The following is a 17,437-nucleotide window of genomic DNA, read 5'->3' as shown; positions in this document are numbered from 1 at the left end:
ATGTCTACTGCGCTTGCTCATGCTGCGCTCGCTACGACCTTGAACGACTTCCTGGAGACTGAAGAAGAATGATCATTCGCGACGCAGCCGAGGCCGACCTGCCCGCCCTGCGTGACATCTTCAACGACGCGGTACTCAACACCACCGCGATCTGGATGGACAACGTGGTCGACCTGGCCAACCGCCAGGCCTGGCTCGCTAGTCGCGCCCAGCAGGGCTACCCGGTACTGGTGGCGGAGAACGCCGCCGGCGAGGTGGTCGGCTACGCCTCGTACGGCGACTGGCGTCCCTTCGATGGCTTCTGCAACACCGTCGAGCACTCGGTCTACGTACGCGCCGACCAGCGCGGCAATGGCCTCGGCCCGCTACTGATGGCGGCGCTGATCGAACGTGCCAAGGCCTGCGGCAAGCACGTGATGGTCGCCGCCATCGAGAGCGGCAACGCCGCCTCGATCCGCCTGCACGAACGCCTCGGCTTCGTCACCACTGGGCAGATGCCGCAGGTGGGCCGCAAGTTCGGCCGCTGGATGGACCTGACCTTCATGCAACTGATCCTCACCCCGGAGCGCAGCGCACCATGATCCCAGGCGAATACCAGATCCAGGATGGCGAGATCGAACTCAACGTCGGCCGCCGCACCCTGCGCGTGACCGTGGCCAACAGCGGCGACCGGCCGATCCAGGTCGGCTCGCACTTCCACTTCTTCGAAACAAACGACGCGCTGACCTTCGACCGCGCGGCCACGCGGGGCATGCGCCTGAATATTGCCGCCGGCACCGCCGTGCGCTTCGAGCCGGGCCAGTCGCGCGAGGTGGAACTGGTCGAGCTGGCCGGCGACCGCCGTGTGTTCGGCTTTGCCGGACGCATCATGGGAGCGCTGTGATGAAGATTTCCCGCCAAGCCTACGCCGACATGTTCGGCCCCACCGTCGGCGACAAGGTGCGCCTGGCCGATACCAACCTGTGGGTCGAGGTGGAGAAGGACTTCACCACCTACGGCGACGAGGTGAAGTTCGGCGGCGGCAAGGTCATCCGCGACGGCATGGGCCAGAGCCAACTCTGCGCCAAGGACGTGGTCGACACTGTGATCACCAACGCGCTGATCATCGACCACTGGGGCATCATCAAGGCGGATGTCGGTCTGAAGGGCGGACGCATCGCCGCCATCGGCAAGGCCGGCAATCCGGACATCCAGCCCGATGTGACCATCGCCATCGGCGGCGCCACCGAAGTCATCGCAGGCGAAGGCATGATCCTCACCGCCGGCGGCATCGACACCCATATCCACTTCATCTGCCCGCAGCAGATCGAAGAAGCCCTGATGAGCGGCACCACCACCATGATCGGCGGCGGCACGGGCCCGGCCACCGGCACCTTCGCCACCACCGTCACCCCGGGGCCCTGGCACATGGCGATGATGCTCAAGGCCGCCGACGCCTTCCCGATGAACATCGGCTTCACCGGCAAGGGCAACGTCTCGCTACCCGAACCGCTGATCGAGCAGGTGAAAGCTGGCGCTATTGGTCTGAAGCTGCACGAGGACTGGGGCACCACGCCGGCGGCGATCGACAACTGCCTCTCCGTCGCCGACCAGTACGACATCCAGGTGGCGATCCACACCGACACCCTCAACGAATCCGGCTTCGTCGAAACCACCCTCGGCGCGTTCAAGAACCGCACCATCCACACCTACCACACCGAGGGCGCCGGTGGCGGCCACGCGCCGGACATCATCAAGGCCTGCGGCTTCCCCAACGTGCTGCCCAGTTCGACCAACCCGACCCGGCCGTTCACCCGCAATACCATCGACGAACACCTGGACATGCTCATGGTCTGCCACCACCTCGACCCGAGCATCGCCGAGGACGTGGCCTTCGCCGAATCACGTATTCGCCGCGAGACCATCGCTGCCGAAGACATCCTGCATGACCTCGGCGCGTTCTCCATGATCAGCTCGGACAGCCAGGCCATGGGCCGCGTTGGCGAGGTGATCACCCGCACCTGGCAGACCGCCGACAAGATGAAGCAGCAGCGCGGCGCCCTGCCCGGCGACGGTCCGGGCAACGACAACTTCCGGGTCAAGCGCTACATCGCCAAGTACACCATCAACCCGGCGATCACCCACGGCATCAGCCACGAGGTCGGCTCCATCGAAGTGGGCAAGTTCGCCGACCTGGTGCTGTGGCGCCCAGCGTTCTTCGGGGTGAAGCCGACGCTGATCCTCAAGGGCGGTGCCATCGCCGCCAGCCTGATGGGCGACGCCAACGCCTCGATCCCGACGCCGCAGCCGGTGCACTACCGTCCCATGTTCGGCAGCTACGCCGGCATGCTGCACGCCACCAGCCTGACCTTCATCAGCCAGGCGGCGATGGAAGCCGGTGTGCCGGAAAAACTCGGTTTGCAGAAGCAGATCGGCGTGGTCAAGGGCTGCCGCTCGGTGACCAAGGCCGACTTGATCCACAACGACTACCTGCCGAGCATCGAGGTCGACCCGCAGAACTACCAGGTAAAGGCCGACGGCCAGCTGCTCTGGTGCGAGCCGGCCGAGGTGCTGCCGATGGCGCAGCGCTACTTCCTGTTCTGAGCCCTGCGATTCAGGAGCGCCGCTGGCTCCAGGCCAGCGCCGCGCCACTGAGGATGATCACGGCCATGCCGAGCACGGCCCAGGCATCGGGCAAGTGATCGAACACCAGCGCGCCGATCAACGCGGCAATCAGGATCTGCCCATAGGTGAAGGGCGCCAGGCTGGCGGCGCTGGCGAAGCGGTAGGCATGGGTCAGCAGCATGTGTCCGGTCATCGCCAGGCCACCGAGTGCCGCCATCAGCAGCACGTCCATCGGTGCCGGTGTCTGCCAGGTCCAGGGCAGCAGCAGGCCGGTTCCCAGGGTGCCCACCAGCGCAGTGAGGAAGTTGCTGGTGGCTGGGGCATCGGTAGCGCTGAGCCGGCGAGTGAGCAGCTGGTATAGGCCGAAGCAGAACGCAGCGGCCAGGGGCAGCAGGCTCGCCGGAGTGAATAGCTCGCCGCCGGGACGCACGATCAGCAGCACCCCGAGCAGGCCGCCGCCCACCGCCAGCCATACCCCGCGACTGACCGCCTCCTTCAGCCAGAGCACCGACAGCACCACGACCACCAGCGGCGCTAGGAAGATCACCGCCGTTGCCTCGCCCAGCGGGATGTAGCGCAATCCGCAGTAGAACAGCAAGGTCACCCCTACCAGGCTCAGGCCACGCGCCAGCTGCAGCAGTGGCCGGCGGGTGCGCACCAGGTCCAGCCCCATGCGCGGAGCGAACACCACCAGCATCAGCAGGTTCTGCGCCAGGTAACGCAGGCACACCACCAGCAACAGCGGATAGGAAGCGGTGAGGGTCTTGGCCAGGGCATCCTGGCTGGACAGCAGCAGACCGGCGGCGAGGATCAGCGCAATGCCCAGACCGGGGCGGGAATGCTCGTGCAAGATCAAAACAACCTAATAATGAGCCGGCTAACTATTTTGCCAAAACCATTTCCGCCAACCAGCGCCGACCGTCCGCTGACCCGGCGCCGATCGGCTACGGGGCTAGAGTGAATACACCGCTGCGCTCATGGAGGTTGCCATGCTCACATCCGCCCGCACTGCCCTGCTTGCCTGCTCGCTGCTGACCACGACGGCCGGCGCCGAAACCCTGATCCCGCTCAATGGCCAGAGCCAACAGCAGATCCAGAGCGATGTCTCCGCCTGCCAGAGCCAGGCCGCCAGCAGCGCCTCCTCGTCCTCGAGCTCTTCCGGCGGTGGCGAGCGCCTGCGCGGTGCTGCCGTGGGCGCGGCCGCCGGTGCCGCCGCCGCCGAGGTGCGCGGCCAGCGCCACGAGGAGGCCTACGACCGCGTCGACGACGATGTGAAGCAGGAATATCGACAGAACCAGGCCCGCGAGGCGGCCGCCGCCGGTGTGGTGGTCGGCGGCTCCCGACAGCGCCGCGATCGCCGTGAGGACAGGCGCAACGAGCAGACCGCCCAGAGCGGCTCCAGCCAGACCTATATGAACTGCATGAGCGCCCGTGGTTACTCGATCAACCCGTGATCAGCGCAGTTGGCTGTCCTTGCTGCCACGCCTGTTGTAACCGCTGAACGCCGCCTGCTCCCGGTCGTGCTCCGCCTGGCACTTCACGCATAGGCGCACGCCGGGCACCGCCTGGCGGCGGGCCTCGGGGATGGGGGCGTCGCATTCTTCGCAGTGATGCAGGCTCTCCCCCCTGGGCAGCTGGCTGCGCGCCCGGGCGACGGCATCCTCGATGCTGCTGTCGATCTGCTCCTGCACCGCGCTGTCGTTGGTCCATCCGCCGGCCATGAAGCACCTCCGGAAATCTGTCTTGCTGGCAGATATGCGCCCGCCGAGGCACGAATGCAAGCGCAGCGCCGGGGCCACCGGCTGACTATGCTTGCGGCAGTCGAGAGGGAATTCTGCCGATGTCCTGCCTACGCCCGCTGACGATCCTGCTGCTCAGTTGCGCTGCCCTGCTGGCGCGGGCGGAGACACTGGTTGCCATCGACAATGCCAACCCGCCGTTCATGTATCAGCATGAGGAGCAGCCGCAGGGGCTCTATCCGCAGATGCTGCAGGCGATCTTCGCCCGCCTCGGCGAACCGCTGCTGATTCAGCCCATGCCGTGGAAGCGTGCGCTGCTCAGGGGCGCCGCTGGAGAAGTAGGCATCGCCGGCATCTATCGCAACGCCGAGCGGATCAAGCTGTTCGACTACTCCGAGCCGATCTTCGAAGAACGCCTGCTGCTCTACGTGCAGCAGGACAAGCCGTTGGCCTTCGACCAGATCAGCGACCTGCATGGCAAACGCATCGGGGTTATTCGCGGCTGGAGCTATACCGGCGCCTTCGACCAGGCGGTACGGGAAGGGCGAATCCTCGCCCAGGAAGGCAGCTCGGACGAGGCCAACCTGCGCAAACTGGCATCCGGCCGGCTGGATGCCGTGGTGGTGATAGAACTGGCCGGACAACGGCTGTTGCAGTTGCCCGGCATGGAGCACCTGACCGCCCTGCCCCAGCCGCTGAGCATCAACCCCACCTTCCTGGTGTTCGCCAAGCAGGCCGACCAACGCGAGCTGCTGCAGCGCTTCAACCAGGTACTACGGGACATGCGCCAGGACGGTTCGCTGCAGCGCCTGGTGCAGCAGGCAACCGCTACTCCTTGACGTTCATGTACTCGCGCGCCCAGACGATGTAGTCCTCGGGCTGGGTGTATTTGTGCGTCAGCTCGGTGGCATTGAGGTCGCTGGCGGCGATGCCGCGCTGCTCGCGCAGGCAGTCGTAGGTAGCCTTGATCGCGGCGAAGTAGGCCGCGTGGCCGTCGACCACGATGCGCACGCCAAGGCTGGCCAGGCGGGCATCGTCGCGCAGAGACGGGTTTCCATAGCTGACCAGCATCAGCGGCACGCTGAGATTCTCGGCGATCTGCTCCAGGTGCTCGAAATCGCGGATGCCGACCATGCAGATGCCATCGGCACCGGCCTGCTGGTAGGCCTGGGTGCGGCGGATCACTTCGTCCACCTCGAGCACGCCGGCGTTGGTGCGGGCGATGATCGCCAGGTCCGGATCAACCCGCGCCTCCAGCGCCGCGCGGATCTTGCCGACGCCCTCGTCGACGCCGATCAGGTCGGTGGACTTGCGGCCGAACTGGGCCGGCAGCAGGGTGTCCTCGATGGTCAACGCGGCGATGCCGGCGCGCTCCAGCTCCACCACCGTGCGCATCACGTTGAGCGCGTTGCCGTAGCCGTGGTCGGCGTCGGCGATGACCGGCAGACGCGCCACGCGACCGATGCGCGAGGCCTGTTCGACGAACTCGCTGAGCGTGATCAGGGCGAAGTCCGGCGCAGCAAGAACTTGTAGTGAAGCTACAGAGCCACCCAGGATGCCCACCTCGAAACCGAGGTCGGCGGCGATCCGCGCAGACATGGGATCGAACACCGAAGCCGTGTGATAGCAGGCACTCGAGTCGAGTAACGCGCGGAACTGCGCGCGAAGGTCGTGATGCGAGGTTCTGTGCATGAGAGCCGCTACTGCCGATTCGTTGTCATTTGGATCGACCAATTATGTAGTAAAACTACAAAACCAGCCAAGTGTCCCGCCAAGCGAAGTTGCCAGATCAGTCTTGCGCTCGCCTTTCAGTGGCGCAATCGCAGCCTTGCGATAGACCGTACCTTCCGACAAGGGGTGGATTCCTTCGAATCTATTTTGTTATGTTATTTCATCTATATAAGGAAATGACATGGAAAATCTGTTCAAATTCGGGCTAATGGGAATATCAACCATCCTATTCAGCAGCGCGGTCTGGGCGAAAGAACCGGTCCAACTGGAAAGCCTGACCATCACCGACAGCCACTACGAGGATGCCACCAGCCCAGTCGCGGGTTACCGCGCCACCCGCTCCGCCACGGCCACGCGCAGCGATGTGGATATCCACGACACGCCGCAGAGCATCGACGTGGTGCCGGCCCAGGTGCTGCAAGACCTCAACACCACGCGCATCGACCGCGCCCTGGACTTTGCCGGCGGCGTGTCGCGGCAGAACAACTTCGGCGGTCTGACCTTCCTCAACTACAGCGTGCGCGGATTCACTACCGGCGAGCTGTACCGCAACGGCTTCGCCATCAACCGCGGCAGCTACAGTTCGCCGGATGCCTCCGCCATCGAACGCGTTGAGGTGCTCAAGGGGCCGTCCGCCAGCCTCTACGGCCGCGGAGACCCGGGCGGCCTGGTCAATATCATCAGCAAGCGCCCGCAGGCCGAGGCGTTCAGCACTCTCAACCTGAGTGCCGGCAGCTGGGATCGCTACCGCAGCAGCCTGGACGCCAACACCCCGCTCAACGAGGACGGCACTCTGCTGTCGCGCATCAACCTGGCGGTGGAAGACAACGGCAGCTTCCGCGACCACGTCGGCAATCGCCGCCAGGTGGTCACGCCTTCGCTGAGTTGGCAGCTGGATCAAGACACTCAGTTGATGCTCGACGCCGAGTTTTCCCGCACCGAGTCGGTGTTCGACCGCGGCATCCCGGCGGTGAATGGCGAGCTGGGCTCGGTGCAGCGCGCCACCTTCCTCGGCGAGCCCAACGACGGCGATATCCGCAACGACAACCAGACCCTGGACCTGGCGCTGGAGCGCTACCTCAACGAGGACTGGAAACTGCGCCTGGCCAACCACTACACCCAGGGCACCCTGAATGGCGACAGTTCGGAGCCGCAGAAACTGGTCGGCGACACCATCACCCGCTTCTACCGCCAGCGCGACTTCGAGTGGAACGACAGCATCACCCAGGCCGAGCTGCACGGCAGCTTCGAGCTGGGCGGCTGGCAGCACCAGAGCCTGATCGGCCTGGAGTACGAGAACTACCGCAACAGCCAGAAGTACCCGCAGAGCGATACCCTGGCCAGCTACGGCCTGGATATTTACAAGCCGGTGTATGGCGCGCCCAAGCCACCGATCACCAGGCCCAACGACTTCCACGAACACACCGAGAGCTACGCCCTCAACCTGCAGGACCAGATTGCCTTCACCGAGCGCCTGCGCGGCCTGATTGGCGTGCGCCTGGAGCGCGTGGAACAGACCTCGCTGAACCGCGCCACGGGCGTCAGCAACCAGCAGGAGAAAGATGTCGCCACCCCGCGTGCCGGCCTGGTCTACCAGCTCACCCCGGAGGTGGGTGTATTCGCCAACGCCGGCACCTCGTTCAAGCCCAACGCCATCGGCAGCCAGGGCCAGGTGTACAAGCCGGAGAAGGGCCTCGGCTACGAGACCGGCCTCAAGCTCGACCTGCTCGACGGCCGCCTGGGCGGCACCATCGCGCTGTTCCATATCGACAAGGAGAACGTGGTCACTACCGACGCCCTCGGCGACAGCGTGGCCGCCGGCAAGGCGCGCAGCCGTGGGCTGGACCTGCAGTTCAGCGGCCAGCTCAGCAATGCCGTACGGGTGATTGGCGCCTACGCCTATATCGACGCCGAAGTGACCAAGGGCGACGCCGCCGTCCCGGCCGGCAGCGACCTGCTCGGCATCCCGCGCCACGCCGGCAGTCTGCTGGCCGTGTACGAATTCCAGGACGGCGCCCTGCGCGGCTCGGATATCGGCGCGGCCTTCAACCATGTCGGCGAACGCTCCGGCCAGGCCGGCAGCGACTTCCGCCTGGCGGACTACCAGACCCTGGACCTGCTCGCCCACTACAAGGCCAGCGAGGACCTGACCCTGGGCGTGAACCTCAACAACCTCTTCGACCGCAAATACTACGAGCGCTCCTACAACAGCGTCTGGGTACTGCCCGGCGAACCCCGCAACCTCAGCTTCAGCCTGAGCCTCAACCTCTGATCACAAGGACTTCACCGATGCGTACTGCTTTCTCCCTCCTGCTTGCCGGTCTGCTCGTCTGCGGCCAGGCCACCGCCCACGGCCTGTGGACCGAACAGCGCCGTGGCAATCACGAAGTGATATACGGCCACGGTGCTCAGGACGACGCCTTCAAGGCGCAAAAAATCAGTGGCGCCTGGGCCTATTCCGGCGCCGGCAAGATGATCCCGGTCGGCATCCAGCGCCTGGATGACCACGCCCGCCTGCAGCCGCTGCGCGCCCCGGCGGTGCTGGCCGTGGCGCTGGACAACGGCACCTGGTCGCAGACCCCGGACAAGCAATGGGTCAACCAGGGCCGCCGCCAGGTGCCGAACTCGACCCACTCGCTGCACACCTACAAGTACAGCCTGGCCATCCACCAGGCCGGGGCCAGCCTGCCGGACCTGAAGCAGCTGCGCCTGGCCATCGTGCCGCAAGTCGACCCCCTGGGCGTCGGGCCGGGCAACAAGCTGCGCGTGCGGGTACTGGTCGACGGCCAGCCGGCCAAGGACGTGAAACTGATCGGCGACTACCGCGGCATGCCCCACGAAGTCAGCGCCACCACCGATGCCAATGGCTATGCCGAGGTGAAGTTGCGCAACGAGGGGCTGAACGTGATCGCCGCGTCGCTGTACCTGCCGGTCAAGGGCGACGCGGACATCGACGAACTCGGCTTCTTCAGCTCGCTGACCTTCCTCGGCAGCGAGCATCGCGAGTAGCACCTCAGGGCGCGGTGGCCTGGGGCAGCCAGCGCTGGCGAATGGCATCCAGGCTGCCATCCTGGCGCATGCCGTCGAGCTGGCGCTGCCACTGCATCACCAGGTTCGGCGAAGTGCGCGGCGAGAAGGCGATGTAGTAGTCGGACTTCATGAACGCCAGATGGCCCTGCACCTCCTCGGGGGTCAGGCCGCCGCTGGCCAGCTCCTCGCGCAGGGTCAGGTCCTCGGTGGCGATCAGTTTGACCCGGCCGTGCTTGAGCATGGTCACCATCTGCTTGGCGCTCGGCACGCCGTACAGGTTGGTGAAGCCCATGCGCTCCAGGCTCTCGTAGGTGTACCACTGCTTGGGCAGCGCCAGGGTGCCGGCATGGGCCGCCTGTTCCAGGCTGTCGATCTGCAACCCACTGGCCTTCAGCGAGTAGAAGCGGGTGGAGCCGCGCAGGATCGGGCCGACCCACTGGAACGACGACTCCCGCTCCACCGTGCGTACCACCGAGAACAGACCGGTGTCCGCCTCGCTCTTGGCCAGGTGATAGGCGCGGGTCCAGGGCAACAGCTCGACGCTGGCGCTGCTGCCGGTACGGCGGATCAGCTCGTGCACCACCTCCACCGCATAGCCGTCGGGCTGGCCATCGCGCATAAAGCTGGTCGGCGGGGCTTCTTCGGTCAGCAGGCGCAAATCACCCGCCGCCCAACCGGGCAGCAGGCCGAGAACCAGCCAGGCGAACAGCCACGCACGCATCGACGAACTCCCTCCCCAACGACCTTGAGACTAGCCCAAGGCACACGCGGGATCAGGGTTTCAGCAGACTCTGGATGGCAATCTCGTCCAGGTTGTGGCGATCAACATACACAGCCGCCAGCTTCACCTCACGCGGCCCATCACGCTCGCCACGCAGCAGGCGCTGGGCGCGCAACACACTCTGGTAGCCGATCTGCCGCGGCTGCTGGACCATTAGCGCGCTGAGCTCGCCCTGGCGCAGCGCCTCCACCAGCAGCGGGCTGGCATCGAAGCCGATATGCACCAACTTGCCCGACGACTTGAGCCGGCGCAGGGCGCCGAGCACCTCCTGGGTGGTGCCCTCGCTGGGTGTGAACAACCCATCCAGCTCGCGTAGCTCACGGGCCAGACGCGCCAGTGCCGGCTCGTCGCCCAGCGGCAGGTAACGCTCCAGCGCAATCTGCAGGCCACCCTCGCGCGCACCCTGCAGGAAACCGCGCTCACGCTCGCTGGTGGACTGCACCTGGGCATTGAAGCGCAGCAACGCGACCCGCCCCTTGCCATCCAGCAGACGCGCCATCTGTCGGCCGGCCTGCAGTCCGGCACTGAAGTTGTCGGTGGCGATGGCGGCGACCACCGCGTCGCCGCCCAGATCGCGGTCGATGTACAGGCTGTCGATGCCCTTGCGCTTGAGCGCCTGCAGGTGGACGGCGATCTCCGGCCCGCTGGGCGCGATGATCAGCACCCGGCACTGGCTGCTCAGCACCTTGTCGATCAGGCGCAGCTGCACCCCGGCATCGGCATCGCGGGCGGGCCCGCGAGAATGCAGGCGCACGCCCTGCTCGTCGGCCGCCTGCGCCGCGCCTTCGCGCACCTGCTGCCAGAACGACTGGCCGCCAGCACTGGTGACCATGCCGATGCAGTCCGCCAGCGCCGGCGGCGACGACAGCAGCAACAGACACGCCAGCAGGCTACGGCGGGGCACGGCAGACATCGATGGCGCTTCCATGGCAATGGGGGCAGCGGCCAGGGCCGCCTCTGTGCAATCTAGCACCCCGCCGAACTATCAGCCGACCTGTGGCATGCACAGGGCGACGCGCTCGCATAGAATGCGCGGCCGTTTTTCCGGAACACCGCGCCATGAACCACGCCTCCCCCGCCAATGCCCTGGGCATCGACTTCGGCACCTCCAACTCCACCGTCGGCTGGTGGCGTCCCGGCGTGGAGCCCTTGCTGGAGCTGGAGGACGGCAAGATCACCCTGCCCTCGGTGATCTTCTTCAACACCGAGGAGCGCCGCCCGGTGTATGGCCGCCAGGCCTTGGACGAATACCTGGAAGGCTACGAAGGCCGCCTGATGCGCGCGCTGAAGAGCCTGCTCGGCTCCAAGCTGCTGAAGAGCGAGACCACCGTGCTCGGCAGCGCCCTGCCGTTCCGCGATCTGCTCGGCTTCTTTATCGGCGAGCTCAAGCGCCGTGCCGAAGCCCAGGCCGGCCGCGAGTTCGAGCAGGTGGTGCTGGGCCGCCCGGTGTTCTTCGTCGACGATGATCCGCAAGCCGACGCCGAGGCCGCCAACACCTTGCTGGCGGTGGCGCACAAGCTGGGCTTCAAGGACGTGTCGTTCCAGTTCGAACCGATCGCCGCGGCCTTCGACTACGAGCGCAGCATCCAGCGCGAGGAGCTGGTGCTGATCGTCGACATCGGCGGCGGTACCTCAGACTTCTCCCTGGTGCGCCTGGCCCCGGAGCGGCGCCATCTGGACCAGCGCCAGGACGACATCCTGGCCACCGGAGGCGTGCATATCGGCGGTACCGACTTCGACAAGCAGCTGAGCCTGGACGGGGTGATGCCGTTGTTCGGCTACGGCAGCCGGATGAAGAGCGACGCGCTGATGCCCACCAGCCACCACCTCAACCTGGCCACCTGGCACACCATCAATGCGGCCTACGCGCAGAAGGCCCAGCTGGCGCTGAAGAGCATGCGCTACGACATCGTCGACCCGACCGGCATCGACCGCCTGCTGCGTCTCACCGAGCAGCGCGCCGGCCACTGGCTGGCCATGCAGGTGGAAGAGGCGAAGATCACCCTGACCGAACAGCCCGAGTACCGCATCGACCTGGCGCGCATCGAGGCCGATCTGCAGGTGCTGCTCGACCGCCCGCTGTTCGACCAGGCCATCGACGGCCTGCTGGTACGCATCCGCGAGGGTGTCGACGAGCTGCTGCAGCGCGCCGGCATCGACCACGCGGCGGTCGACACCATCTTCTTCACCGGCGGCTCCAGCTCGGTGCCGGCCCTGCGCCAGAGCGTCGCCGCCTTGCTGCCCAACGCCCGCGTCACCGAGGGCAACAGCTTCGGCAGCATCGGCAGCGGTCTGGCCATCGAGGCCGCGCGTCGTTACGGCTAGACCACTGGTGAAGGCGGTCGCTGCAGGGCGACCGGCAAACCGCTAAGGTGGCTCATCTACCCGATGGAGACCGCCATGCGCCACGCCCTGCTACTGCTCAGCCTGTTCATCCTCGCCGCCTGCGATGGCGGCGCGGCTACCGCCAACACCGCCAAGCTGCAGGCGGACAAGGCGCAGCAGGCCCAGCAGCAGATAGAACAGATCAAGCAGCAAATCGATCAGGTCAATGCGCAGAACGAGAAGAAGCTGCAGGACATGAACGAGCAGCTCGATCAGTAGAACGAAAAAGGCCGGGCAAATGCCCGGCCTTTTTGTTTGCGTCGACGAATCAGGCAGCGCGGCGCAACAGGAACACCCCGGCCACGGCGCAAATGGCCGCCGGCACCGCCACCGCCAGCAGCGGCGAGAAGCCGAACACCAGGCTGGACGGGCCAAGCAGGTCCTGGCCGATGCGGAACACGAAGCCCACCAGCACGCCGGTGAACACGCGCTGGCCGAGGGTCACCGAGCGCAGCGGGCCGAAGATGAAGGAGATCGCCATCAGCACCAGCGCGGCGGTCACCAGCGGCTGCAGCACCTTGGTCCAGAACGCCAGCCAGTAGCTGCCGTTGTTCAGGCCCTGCTCGGCCAAATAATGGATGTACCGCCACAGGCCACTGACCGACAGGGCCTCGGGCTCCAGCACCACGGTGCCGAGCAGCTGCGGGTTGAGCTCGATGTCCCAGCGCAGGCTGTCGGCTTTCTGCACCTCGGTGCTCTTGTCGTGGAAGACGGTGGTCTTCACGTCCTCTAGCATCCAGTGGTCGCCCTGGTACTGGGCGCGACGGGCAAAGCTGGCGGACTGCAGCTTGCGCTGCTCGTCGAACTGGTAGCGGGTCACGCCGACCAGTTTGCCGTTGGGCTGCACGGCGTTGATGTGCACGTACTCCTGGCCCTGGCGGTGCCACAGGCCGTGCTTGGAGCTCTGCGCCTCGCCGCCGCCCTGGGCCAGGGAGCGGTGGGCCTGGGCCAGGTTCTCGCTCCAGGGCGCCAGATACTCACCGACCAGCACGCCGGCCAGCATCAGCACCAGCATGGGTTTCATCACTGCCCAGACGATGCGCCCGACCGATACACCGGCGGCGCGCATGATGGTCAGCTCACTGTTGCTGGCCAGGCTGCCGAGGCCGATCAGGCAGCCGATCAGCGCTGCCATCGGCAGCATCTCGTAGGCCCGGCGCGGCAGGGTCAGCAGCACGTAGATCAGGGCTTCGAGGGTGCCGTAGCTATCGCTGAGGTCGCCCAGTTCGTCGACGAAGGCGAACAGCAGGGCCAGGCCGACGATGATGCCGAGCACCGAGAGGATGGCGAGGAAGACACTGGTGCCGATGTAGCGGTCGAGCTTATGCATGGGCCATCTCCTTCACTGCACGGCGACTGGCCAGCTTGAGTTTCATCGGTTGCCAGAGGAACAGCGCGGCGCCGATCAGCAGGAACAGCGCGTGCACCCACCACAGCCCCAGTTCCATGGGAATCTTGCCCTTGTCCAGCTGGCCGCGGGCGCCGATCAGCAGCGCCAGGTAGGCCATGTACAGCAGGATCGCCGGCAGCAGTTTGAGGAAGCGGCCCTGGCGCGGGTTGACCCGGGCCAGCGGCACCGCCAGCAGGGTGACGATGAATACCAGCAGCGGAATCGACAGGCGCCATTGCAGTTCTGCCTGGTGGCGCGGCTCGTCGCTGCCGATCAGCTCGCGGGTCGGAATCGCCTCGCGCTCGCCGATCTCGGCGCTGACGCTGGGCTTGGCCAGCAGCACGCCGTGGGTTTCGTACTTGGTGGCGCGGTAATCGGCCTGGCCGGGGTTGCCGTCATAGCGGTAGCCGTTTTCCAGGATCAGGTAGCGGCTGCCGTCCGCCTGGATCACCTGACGGCCTTTCTCCGCCACCAGCAGGGTGATGGCGCTTTCCTTCTTCTCGCCTTCGGATTTGCTGCGCGCCCGCTTCTCCGTAGTGAACACGCCGGCCAGCTGGCCGCGGTCCTCGGACAGGCCTTCGGTGTAGGTCACCCGCGAGCCATCCTTCATGGCCTGGAAGCGCCCCGGCACCAGGGTGTCGAACTCGGTCATGGCGTCCTGCTGGTTGAAGATCTTCGCCACTTCGGCCACACCCTGCGGCGCCAGGCCCAGGCTCAGCCAGGCCACCAGCACGGCGACGATGGCGGCCGGCGCCATGCTGTAGCCGAGCAGGCGGCGGTTGCTCATGCCAGTGGCGGACAGCACGGTCATCTCGCTGTCCAGGTACAGACGTCCGTAGGCCAGGAGGATGCCGAGGAACAGGCCCAGCGGTAGGATCAGCTGGAGGAAGCCGGGCATGCGATAGCCCATGATCAGGAACAGTACGCCCGGGTCCAGCACTCCCTGTGCGGCCTGGGCGAGGTACTTGATGAAGCGCCCGCTCATGATGATCACCAGCAGCACGGCACTCACCGCGCTGAGGGTCATCAGCACTTCGCGGGACAGATAACGGAAGACGATCAAACCGGACGCTCCAGGGTTGTCAGGCTCAGGCGGCAACGCTCACACTAGCCGCACTCGGTTACACGGCCCGCAGCAGCAGGCCTCGAAAAAATAGCCGGCATTATCCTGCAAACCCGACTCTTTGTCTTGGGGACAGCTCACCATGGAATTCCTCGTCAAAAGCACCCGCCCGGAAACCCTGAAGACCGCCACCCTGGTGGTCGCCCTCGGTGAGGGCCGCAAGCTCGGCGTCGCGGCCAAGGCCGTGGACGAGGCAAGCAGCGGCGCCATTTCCACCGTGTTGAAGCGTGGCGACATCGCCGGCAAGCAGGGCCAGACCCTGCTCCTGCACAGCCTGCCGGGCCTCAAGGCCGAGCGCGTGCTGCTGGTCGGCAGCGGCAAGGGCGAGCTATCCGACCGCCAGTTCCGCAAGTTGGTTGCAGCCGCCCATGGCGCGCTGAAGAACCTTGCCGGCACGGACGCGGTACTGGCCCTCGACGAGCTCAAGGTCAAGGGCCGCGATGCCTACGGCAAGGCCCGTCTGCTGGTGGAGACCCTTGCCGATGGCGGCTACGTGTTCGACCAGTTCAAGAGCAAGAAGGCGGAAGCCCGGGCGCTGAAGAAAATCACCCTGCTGGTCGACAAGGCCGGCCTGGCCGACGCCGAGCGCGGCAGCCTGCACGCCCAGGCCATCGCCAGCGGCATGGCCTTCACCAAGAACCTCGGCAACCTGCCGCCGAACCTGTGCCACCCCAGCTACCTGGCCGAAGAGGCCAAGGCCCTGGCCAAGGCGCACAAGAACCTCAAGGTCGACATCCTCGACGAGAAGAAGCTCAAGGAGCTCGGCGCCGGCGCCTTCCTCGCCGTGGCCCAGGGCAGCGAGCAGCCGCCGCGGATGATCGTGCTGCACTACACCGGCGGCAAGAAGGACGAACAACCCTTCGCCCTGGTCGGCAAGGGCATCACCTTCGACACCGGCGGCATCAGCATCAAGCCGGCCGCCGGCATGGACGAGATGAAGTACGACATGTGCGGTGCCGCCAGCGTGCTCGGCACCCTGCGCGGCGTACTGGAACTGCAGCTGCCGATCAACCTGGTGTGCCTGCTGGCCTGCGCCGAAAACATGCCGAGCGGCCGCGCCACCCGCCCGGGTGACATCGTCACCACCATGAGCGGGCAGACCGTCGAGATCCTCAACACCGACGCCGAAGGCCGCCTGGTGCTGTGCGATACCCTCACCTACGCCGAGCGCTTCAAGCCGCAGGCGGTGATCGACATCGCCACCCTCACCGGCGCCTGCGTGGTCGCCCTCGGCGCCAATGTTTCCGGCCTGATGGGCAACAACGATGCGCTGGTGAAGCAGATCCTCAAGGCCGGAGAGAGCGCCGACGACCGCGCCTGGCAACTGCCGCTGTACGACGAGTACCAGGAGCAGCTGGACAGCCCGTTCGCCGACATCGCCAACATCGGCGGACCGAAGGCCGGCACCATCACCGCAGGCTGCTTCCTGTCGCGCTTCGCCAAGAGCTACCACTGGGCGCACCTGGACATCGCCGGCACTGCCTGGATCAGCGGTGGCAAGGACAAGGGCGCCACCGGCCGCCCGGTACCCCTGCTGACCCAATATCTGCTGGACAGGGTCAAGTGAAGGTCGAGTTCTACGTCCTCTCCTCCGCCACGCCGGAAGGCCGCCTGCGCGCGGCCTGCCAGCTGGCGAGCAAGGCCTGGAAGGCCGGCCTGCCGGTATTCCTGCGCGGCGCCGACGAAGCCCAGTGCGCCGCCCTGGACCAGTTGCTATGGAGCTTCCGCCCGGAGTCGTTCATCCCCCACAACCTGCACGAGGAAGATTCGCAGGCCCCGGTGGTGATCGGCCTCGACCAGGCGCCGAGCCAGGCCGGCGGCGTATTGCTCAATCTGCATCCGCAGCTGTCGCCGCACCTGGCCCAGTTCAGCCGGGTGATCGAGATCGTCAACCAGGAACCGGCGCTGCTCGCCCAATGCCGCGACAGCTTCCGCCAGTACCGCCAGCTGGGCCACGACCCGCAACGCGTGGAACTCTGAAGGTCACCGAGGTCGAAATAGGCCTAGACTCGGCGTAGAATCTGCCACCCCGCCCACCTCTCCTTGCTCGCAACGTCCATGGACAGCTCCAAACCGCCCAAGTCCGATCTCCTGCTGGACGATCTGGAAGCCATCCGCCAGTTGCTGGAAAAGGAGCAGCTGGAGCCGCCGCTGCTGACCGAAACCCTGGACGACGATCTGCAGATTCCGCTGCTGTCGGAAATCATCGAGCCCAGCCCGAGCACTCCCGCGTCAGCCCCTGCACCAGCGATACCTGCCACTCCGGTTGCCAGCGTGCCGCTGTCCTACCCGGTACAGCCGGCCATCGCCCCGGCGCCCGCTGCCCCTACCGCCGCGGCGACGCCCAGAGCGACACCGCCACAGCCCCAAGCCAGCGCCAGCCTGGCGCACAGCGGCCTGATCCAGAACCGCCTGGATGCCGAGCTGCGCGCTGCCGCCCAGCTGATCCTGCAGGACGTGATCGACGACTTCGTGCCGCAGATCGAGGCCGAGCTCAAACGCCGTCTCGATGCCCGCCTGGACCGCCTGATCAAGCAGCCCAAGCCCTAGCACCGCCCTGTTCTGGACGCCAGCCGGCGGCCAGTGGCCCCGGGTGGGTGCCAGCCGTTATACTTCGCGGCTTTCCCGCTCAGTTGCCAATACGGTCCCGCCGC

At 66.3% G+C, this 17,437-nt stretch carries 19 protein-coding genes; 12 read left to right on the top strand and 7 right to left on the bottom strand.

Features of this window, described 5'->3' with window-relative positions:
• Positions 1–68 precede the first annotated feature (68 nt).
• The 3 genes from IB232_RS00310 to ureC are packed head-to-tail and all read left to right on the top strand — an operon-like array spanning position 69 to position 2,583.
• Complete coding sequence (locus IB232_RS00310) at positions 69–581, top strand: GNAT family N-acetyltransferase (RefSeq protein WP_192396582.1); 513 nt, start codon at positions 69–71, stop codon at positions 579–581.
• Positions 578–883 (top strand): urease subunit beta, encoded by a 306-nt coding sequence (locus tag IB232_RS00305; RefSeq protein WP_192396581.1) that lies wholly within the window; start codon positions 578–580, stop codon positions 881–883. The genes IB232_RS00310 and IB232_RS00305 overlap by 4 nt, the downstream gene beginning before the upstream one ends.
• Positions 883–2,583 carry an urease subunit alpha gene (gene ureC, locus IB232_RS00300; protein ID WP_192396580.1) on the top strand — a complete coding sequence of 567 codons (1,701 nt, stop codon included), beginning with the start codon at positions 883–885 and terminating at the stop codon, positions 2,581–2,583. The genes IB232_RS00305 and ureC overlap by 1 nt, the downstream gene beginning before the upstream one ends.
• Positions 2,584–2,593: 10 nt before the next feature.
• On the opposite strand, the gene IB232_RS00295 is transcribed toward ureC, so the two are convergent.
• A complete protein-coding gene (locus IB232_RS00295; RefSeq protein WP_192396579.1) occupies positions 2,594–3,454 on the bottom strand; it encodes a DMT family transporter in 861 nt (286 codons plus the stop codon).
• Positions 3,455–3,593: 139 nt separating this feature from the next.
• On the opposite strand from IB232_RS00295, the gene IB232_RS00290 reads away from it, so the two are divergent.
• A complete protein-coding gene (locus tag IB232_RS00290; protein ID WP_192396578.1) occupies positions 3,594–4,058 on the top strand; it encodes a YMGG-like glycine zipper-containing protein in 465 nt (154 codons plus the stop codon).
• Here the strand turns inward: IB232_RS00290 and IB232_RS00285 are convergent, their stop codons facing one another.
• Complete coding sequence (locus tag IB232_RS00285; RefSeq protein WP_137974096.1) at positions 4,059–4,325, bottom strand: DksA/TraR family C4-type zinc finger protein; 267 nt, start codon at positions 4,323–4,325, stop codon at positions 4,059–4,061.
• A gap of 119 nt (positions 4,326–4,444) precedes the next feature.
• Between IB232_RS00285 and IB232_RS00280 the strand changes: the two genes are divergently transcribed.
• Complete coding sequence (locus tag IB232_RS00280; RefSeq protein ID WP_192396577.1) at positions 4,445–5,182, top strand: substrate-binding periplasmic protein; 738 nt, start codon at positions 4,445–4,447, stop codon at positions 5,180–5,182.
• Here IB232_RS00280 and IB232_RS00275 read toward each other — a convergent pair.
• On the bottom strand, positions 5,172–6,035 hold the full coding sequence (locus IB232_RS00275) for an isocitrate lyase/PEP mutase family protein (protein WP_192396576.1): 864 nt from the start codon (positions 6,033–6,035) through the stop codon (positions 5,172–5,174). The two genes, IB232_RS00280 and IB232_RS00275, sit on opposite strands and share 11 nt — an antisense overlap.
• A gap of 220 nt (positions 6,036–6,255) precedes the next feature.
• On the opposite strand from IB232_RS00275, the gene IB232_RS00270 reads away from it, so the two are divergent.
• Both IB232_RS00270 and IB232_RS00265 read left to right on the top strand, forming a co-directional pair.
• Positions 6,256–8,346, top strand: coding sequence for a TonB-dependent siderophore receptor (locus IB232_RS00270; RefSeq protein ID WP_192396575.1), 2,091 nt, complete (start codon positions 6,256–6,258; stop codon positions 8,344–8,346).
• Between the two features lie 17 nt (positions 8,347–8,363).
• Positions 8,364–9,083 (top strand): DUF4198 domain-containing protein, encoded by a 720-nt coding sequence (locus IB232_RS00265; RefSeq protein ID WP_192396574.1) that lies wholly within the window; start codon positions 8,364–8,366, stop codon positions 9,081–9,083.
• 4 nt (positions 9,084–9,087) lie between these two features.
• On the opposite strand, the gene IB232_RS00260 is transcribed toward IB232_RS00265, so the two are convergent.
• On the bottom strand, positions 9,088–9,825 hold the full coding sequence (locus IB232_RS00260) for a substrate-binding periplasmic protein (protein WP_192396573.1): 738 nt from the start codon (positions 9,823–9,825) through the stop codon (positions 9,088–9,090).
• Positions 9,826–9,877: 52 nt separating this feature from the next.
• Positions 9,878–10,798 (bottom strand): substrate-binding domain-containing protein, encoded by a 921-nt coding sequence (locus IB232_RS00255; RefSeq protein ID WP_192396572.1) that lies wholly within the window; start codon positions 10,796–10,798, stop codon positions 9,878–9,880.
• Positions 10,799–10,944: 146 nt separating this feature from the next.
• Here IB232_RS00255 and IB232_RS00250 point away from each other — a divergent pair, with 146 nt between their 5' ends.
• Together IB232_RS00250 and IB232_RS00245 are read left to right on the top strand one after the other, a co-directional pair.
• Positions 10,945–12,210, top strand: a complete 1,266-nt coding sequence (locus tag IB232_RS00250) for an Hsp70 family protein (RefSeq protein WP_192396571.1) — start codon at positions 10,945–10,947, stop codon at positions 12,208–12,210.
• A 75-nt stretch (positions 12,211–12,285) separates the two neighbouring features.
• Positions 12,286–12,489, top strand: a complete 204-nt coding sequence (locus tag IB232_RS00245) for a hypothetical protein (RefSeq protein ID WP_225592065.1) — start codon at positions 12,286–12,288, stop codon at positions 12,487–12,489.
• A gap of 49 nt (positions 12,490–12,538) precedes the next feature.
• On the opposite strand, the gene lptG is transcribed toward IB232_RS00245, so the two are convergent.
• Positions 12,539–13,600, bottom strand: a complete 1,062-nt coding sequence (lptG, locus tag IB232_RS00240) for an LPS export ABC transporter permease LptG (protein ID WP_192396569.1) — start codon at positions 13,598–13,600, stop codon at positions 12,539–12,541.
• Positions 13,593–14,723: an LPS export ABC transporter permease LptF gene (gene lptF, locus IB232_RS00235; RefSeq protein ID WP_192396568.1), complete on the bottom strand. Its 1,131-nt coding sequence runs from the start codon at positions 14,721–14,723 to the stop codon at positions 13,593–13,595. The genes lptG and lptF overlap by 8 nt, the downstream gene beginning before the upstream one ends.
• Before the next feature lie 142 nt (positions 14,724–14,865).
• On the opposite strand from lptF, the gene IB232_RS00230 reads away from it, so the two are divergent.
• The 3 genes from IB232_RS00230 (at position 14,866) to IB232_RS00220 (ending at position 17,333) form a co-directional block, all read left to right on the top strand.
• Positions 14,866–16,350 (top strand): leucyl aminopeptidase, encoded by a 1,485-nt coding sequence (locus IB232_RS00230; RefSeq protein ID WP_192396567.1) that lies wholly within the window; start codon positions 14,866–14,868, stop codon positions 16,348–16,350.
• The gene (locus tag IB232_RS00225) at positions 16,347–16,763 is read left to right on the top strand and encodes a DNA polymerase III subunit chi (RefSeq protein WP_192396566.1); all 417 of its coding nucleotides are present in this window, start codon (positions 16,347–16,349) and stop codon (positions 16,761–16,763) included. Before IB232_RS00230 ends, IB232_RS00225 begins: the two co-directional genes overlap by 4 nt.
• Positions 16,764–16,841: 78 nt before the next feature.
• Positions 16,842–17,333, top strand: coding sequence for a DNA polymerase III subunit chi (locus tag IB232_RS00220; RefSeq protein ID WP_192396565.1), 492 nt, complete (start codon positions 16,842–16,844; stop codon positions 17,331–17,333).
• Positions 17,334–17,437: the final 104 nt, after the last annotated feature.

Origin of the sequence: Pseudomonas sp. PDM15 (assembly GCF_014851565.1) — a bacterium.
Classification (GTDB): domain Bacteria; phylum Pseudomonadota; class Gammaproteobacteria; order Pseudomonadales; family Pseudomonadaceae; genus Aquipseudomonas.
This window is presented reverse-complemented; position numbering and strand designations above follow the sequence as displayed.

What these genes read in the sequence shown, in the direction of transcription:
- ureC (WP_192396580.1), top strand. Translation starts at nt 883, where the DNA reads ATGAAGATTTCCCGCCAAGCCTACGCCGACATGTTCGGCCCCACCGTC.
- IB232_RS00280 (WP_192396577.1), top strand. Translation starts at nt 4,445, where the DNA reads ATGTCCTGCCTACGCCCGCTGACGATCCTGCTGCTCAGTTGCGCTGCC.
- IB232_RS00260 (WP_192396573.1), bottom strand. Translation starts at nt 9,825, where the DNA reads ATGCGTGCGTGGCTGTTCGCCTGGCTGGTTCTCGGCCTGCTGCCCGGT.
- IB232_RS00285 (WP_137974096.1), bottom strand. Translation starts at nt 4,325, where the DNA reads ATGGCCGGCGGATGGACCAACGACAGCGCGGTGCAGGAGCAGATCGAC.
- IB232_RS00305 (WP_192396581.1), top strand. Translation starts at nt 578, where the DNA reads ATGATCCCAGGCGAATACCAGATCCAGGATGGCGAGATCGAACTCAAC.
- IB232_RS00265 (WP_192396574.1), top strand. Translation starts at nt 8,364, where the DNA reads ATGCGTACTGCTTTCTCCCTCCTGCTTGCCGGTCTGCTCGTCTGCGGC.
- lptG (WP_192396569.1), bottom strand. Translation starts at nt 13,600, where the DNA reads ATGCATAAGCTCGACCGCTACATCGGCACCAGTGTCTTCCTCGCCATC.
- IB232_RS00250 (WP_192396571.1), top strand. Translation starts at nt 10,945, where the DNA reads ATGAACCACGCCTCCCCCGCCAATGCCCTGGGCATCGACTTCGGCACC.
- IB232_RS00275 (WP_192396576.1), bottom strand. Translation starts at nt 6,035, where the DNA reads ATGCACAGAACCTCGCATCACGACCTTCGCGCGCAGTTCCGCGCGTTA.
- IB232_RS00255 (WP_192396572.1), bottom strand. Translation starts at nt 10,798, where the DNA reads ATGTCTGCCGTGCCCCGCCGTAGCCTGCTGGCGTGTCTGTTGCTGCTG.
- IB232_RS00220 (WP_192396565.1), top strand. Translation starts at nt 16,842, where the DNA reads ATGGACAGCTCCAAACCGCCCAAGTCCGATCTCCTGCTGGACGATCTG.
- IB232_RS00270 (WP_192396575.1), top strand. Translation starts at nt 6,256, where the DNA reads ATGGAAAATCTGTTCAAATTCGGGCTAATGGGAATATCAACCATCCTA.
- IB232_RS00245 (WP_225592065.1), top strand. Translation starts at nt 12,286, where the DNA reads ATGCGCCACGCCCTGCTACTGCTCAGCCTGTTCATCCTCGCCGCCTGC.
- IB232_RS00290 (WP_192396578.1), top strand. Translation starts at nt 3,594, where the DNA reads ATGCTCACATCCGCCCGCACTGCCCTGCTTGCCTGCTCGCTGCTGACC.
- IB232_RS00230 (WP_192396567.1), top strand. Translation starts at nt 14,866, where the DNA reads ATGGAATTCCTCGTCAAAAGCACCCGCCCGGAAACCCTGAAGACCGCC.
- IB232_RS00310 (WP_192396582.1), top strand. Translation starts at nt 69, where the DNA reads ATGATCATTCGCGACGCAGCCGAGGCCGACCTGCCCGCCCTGCGTGAC.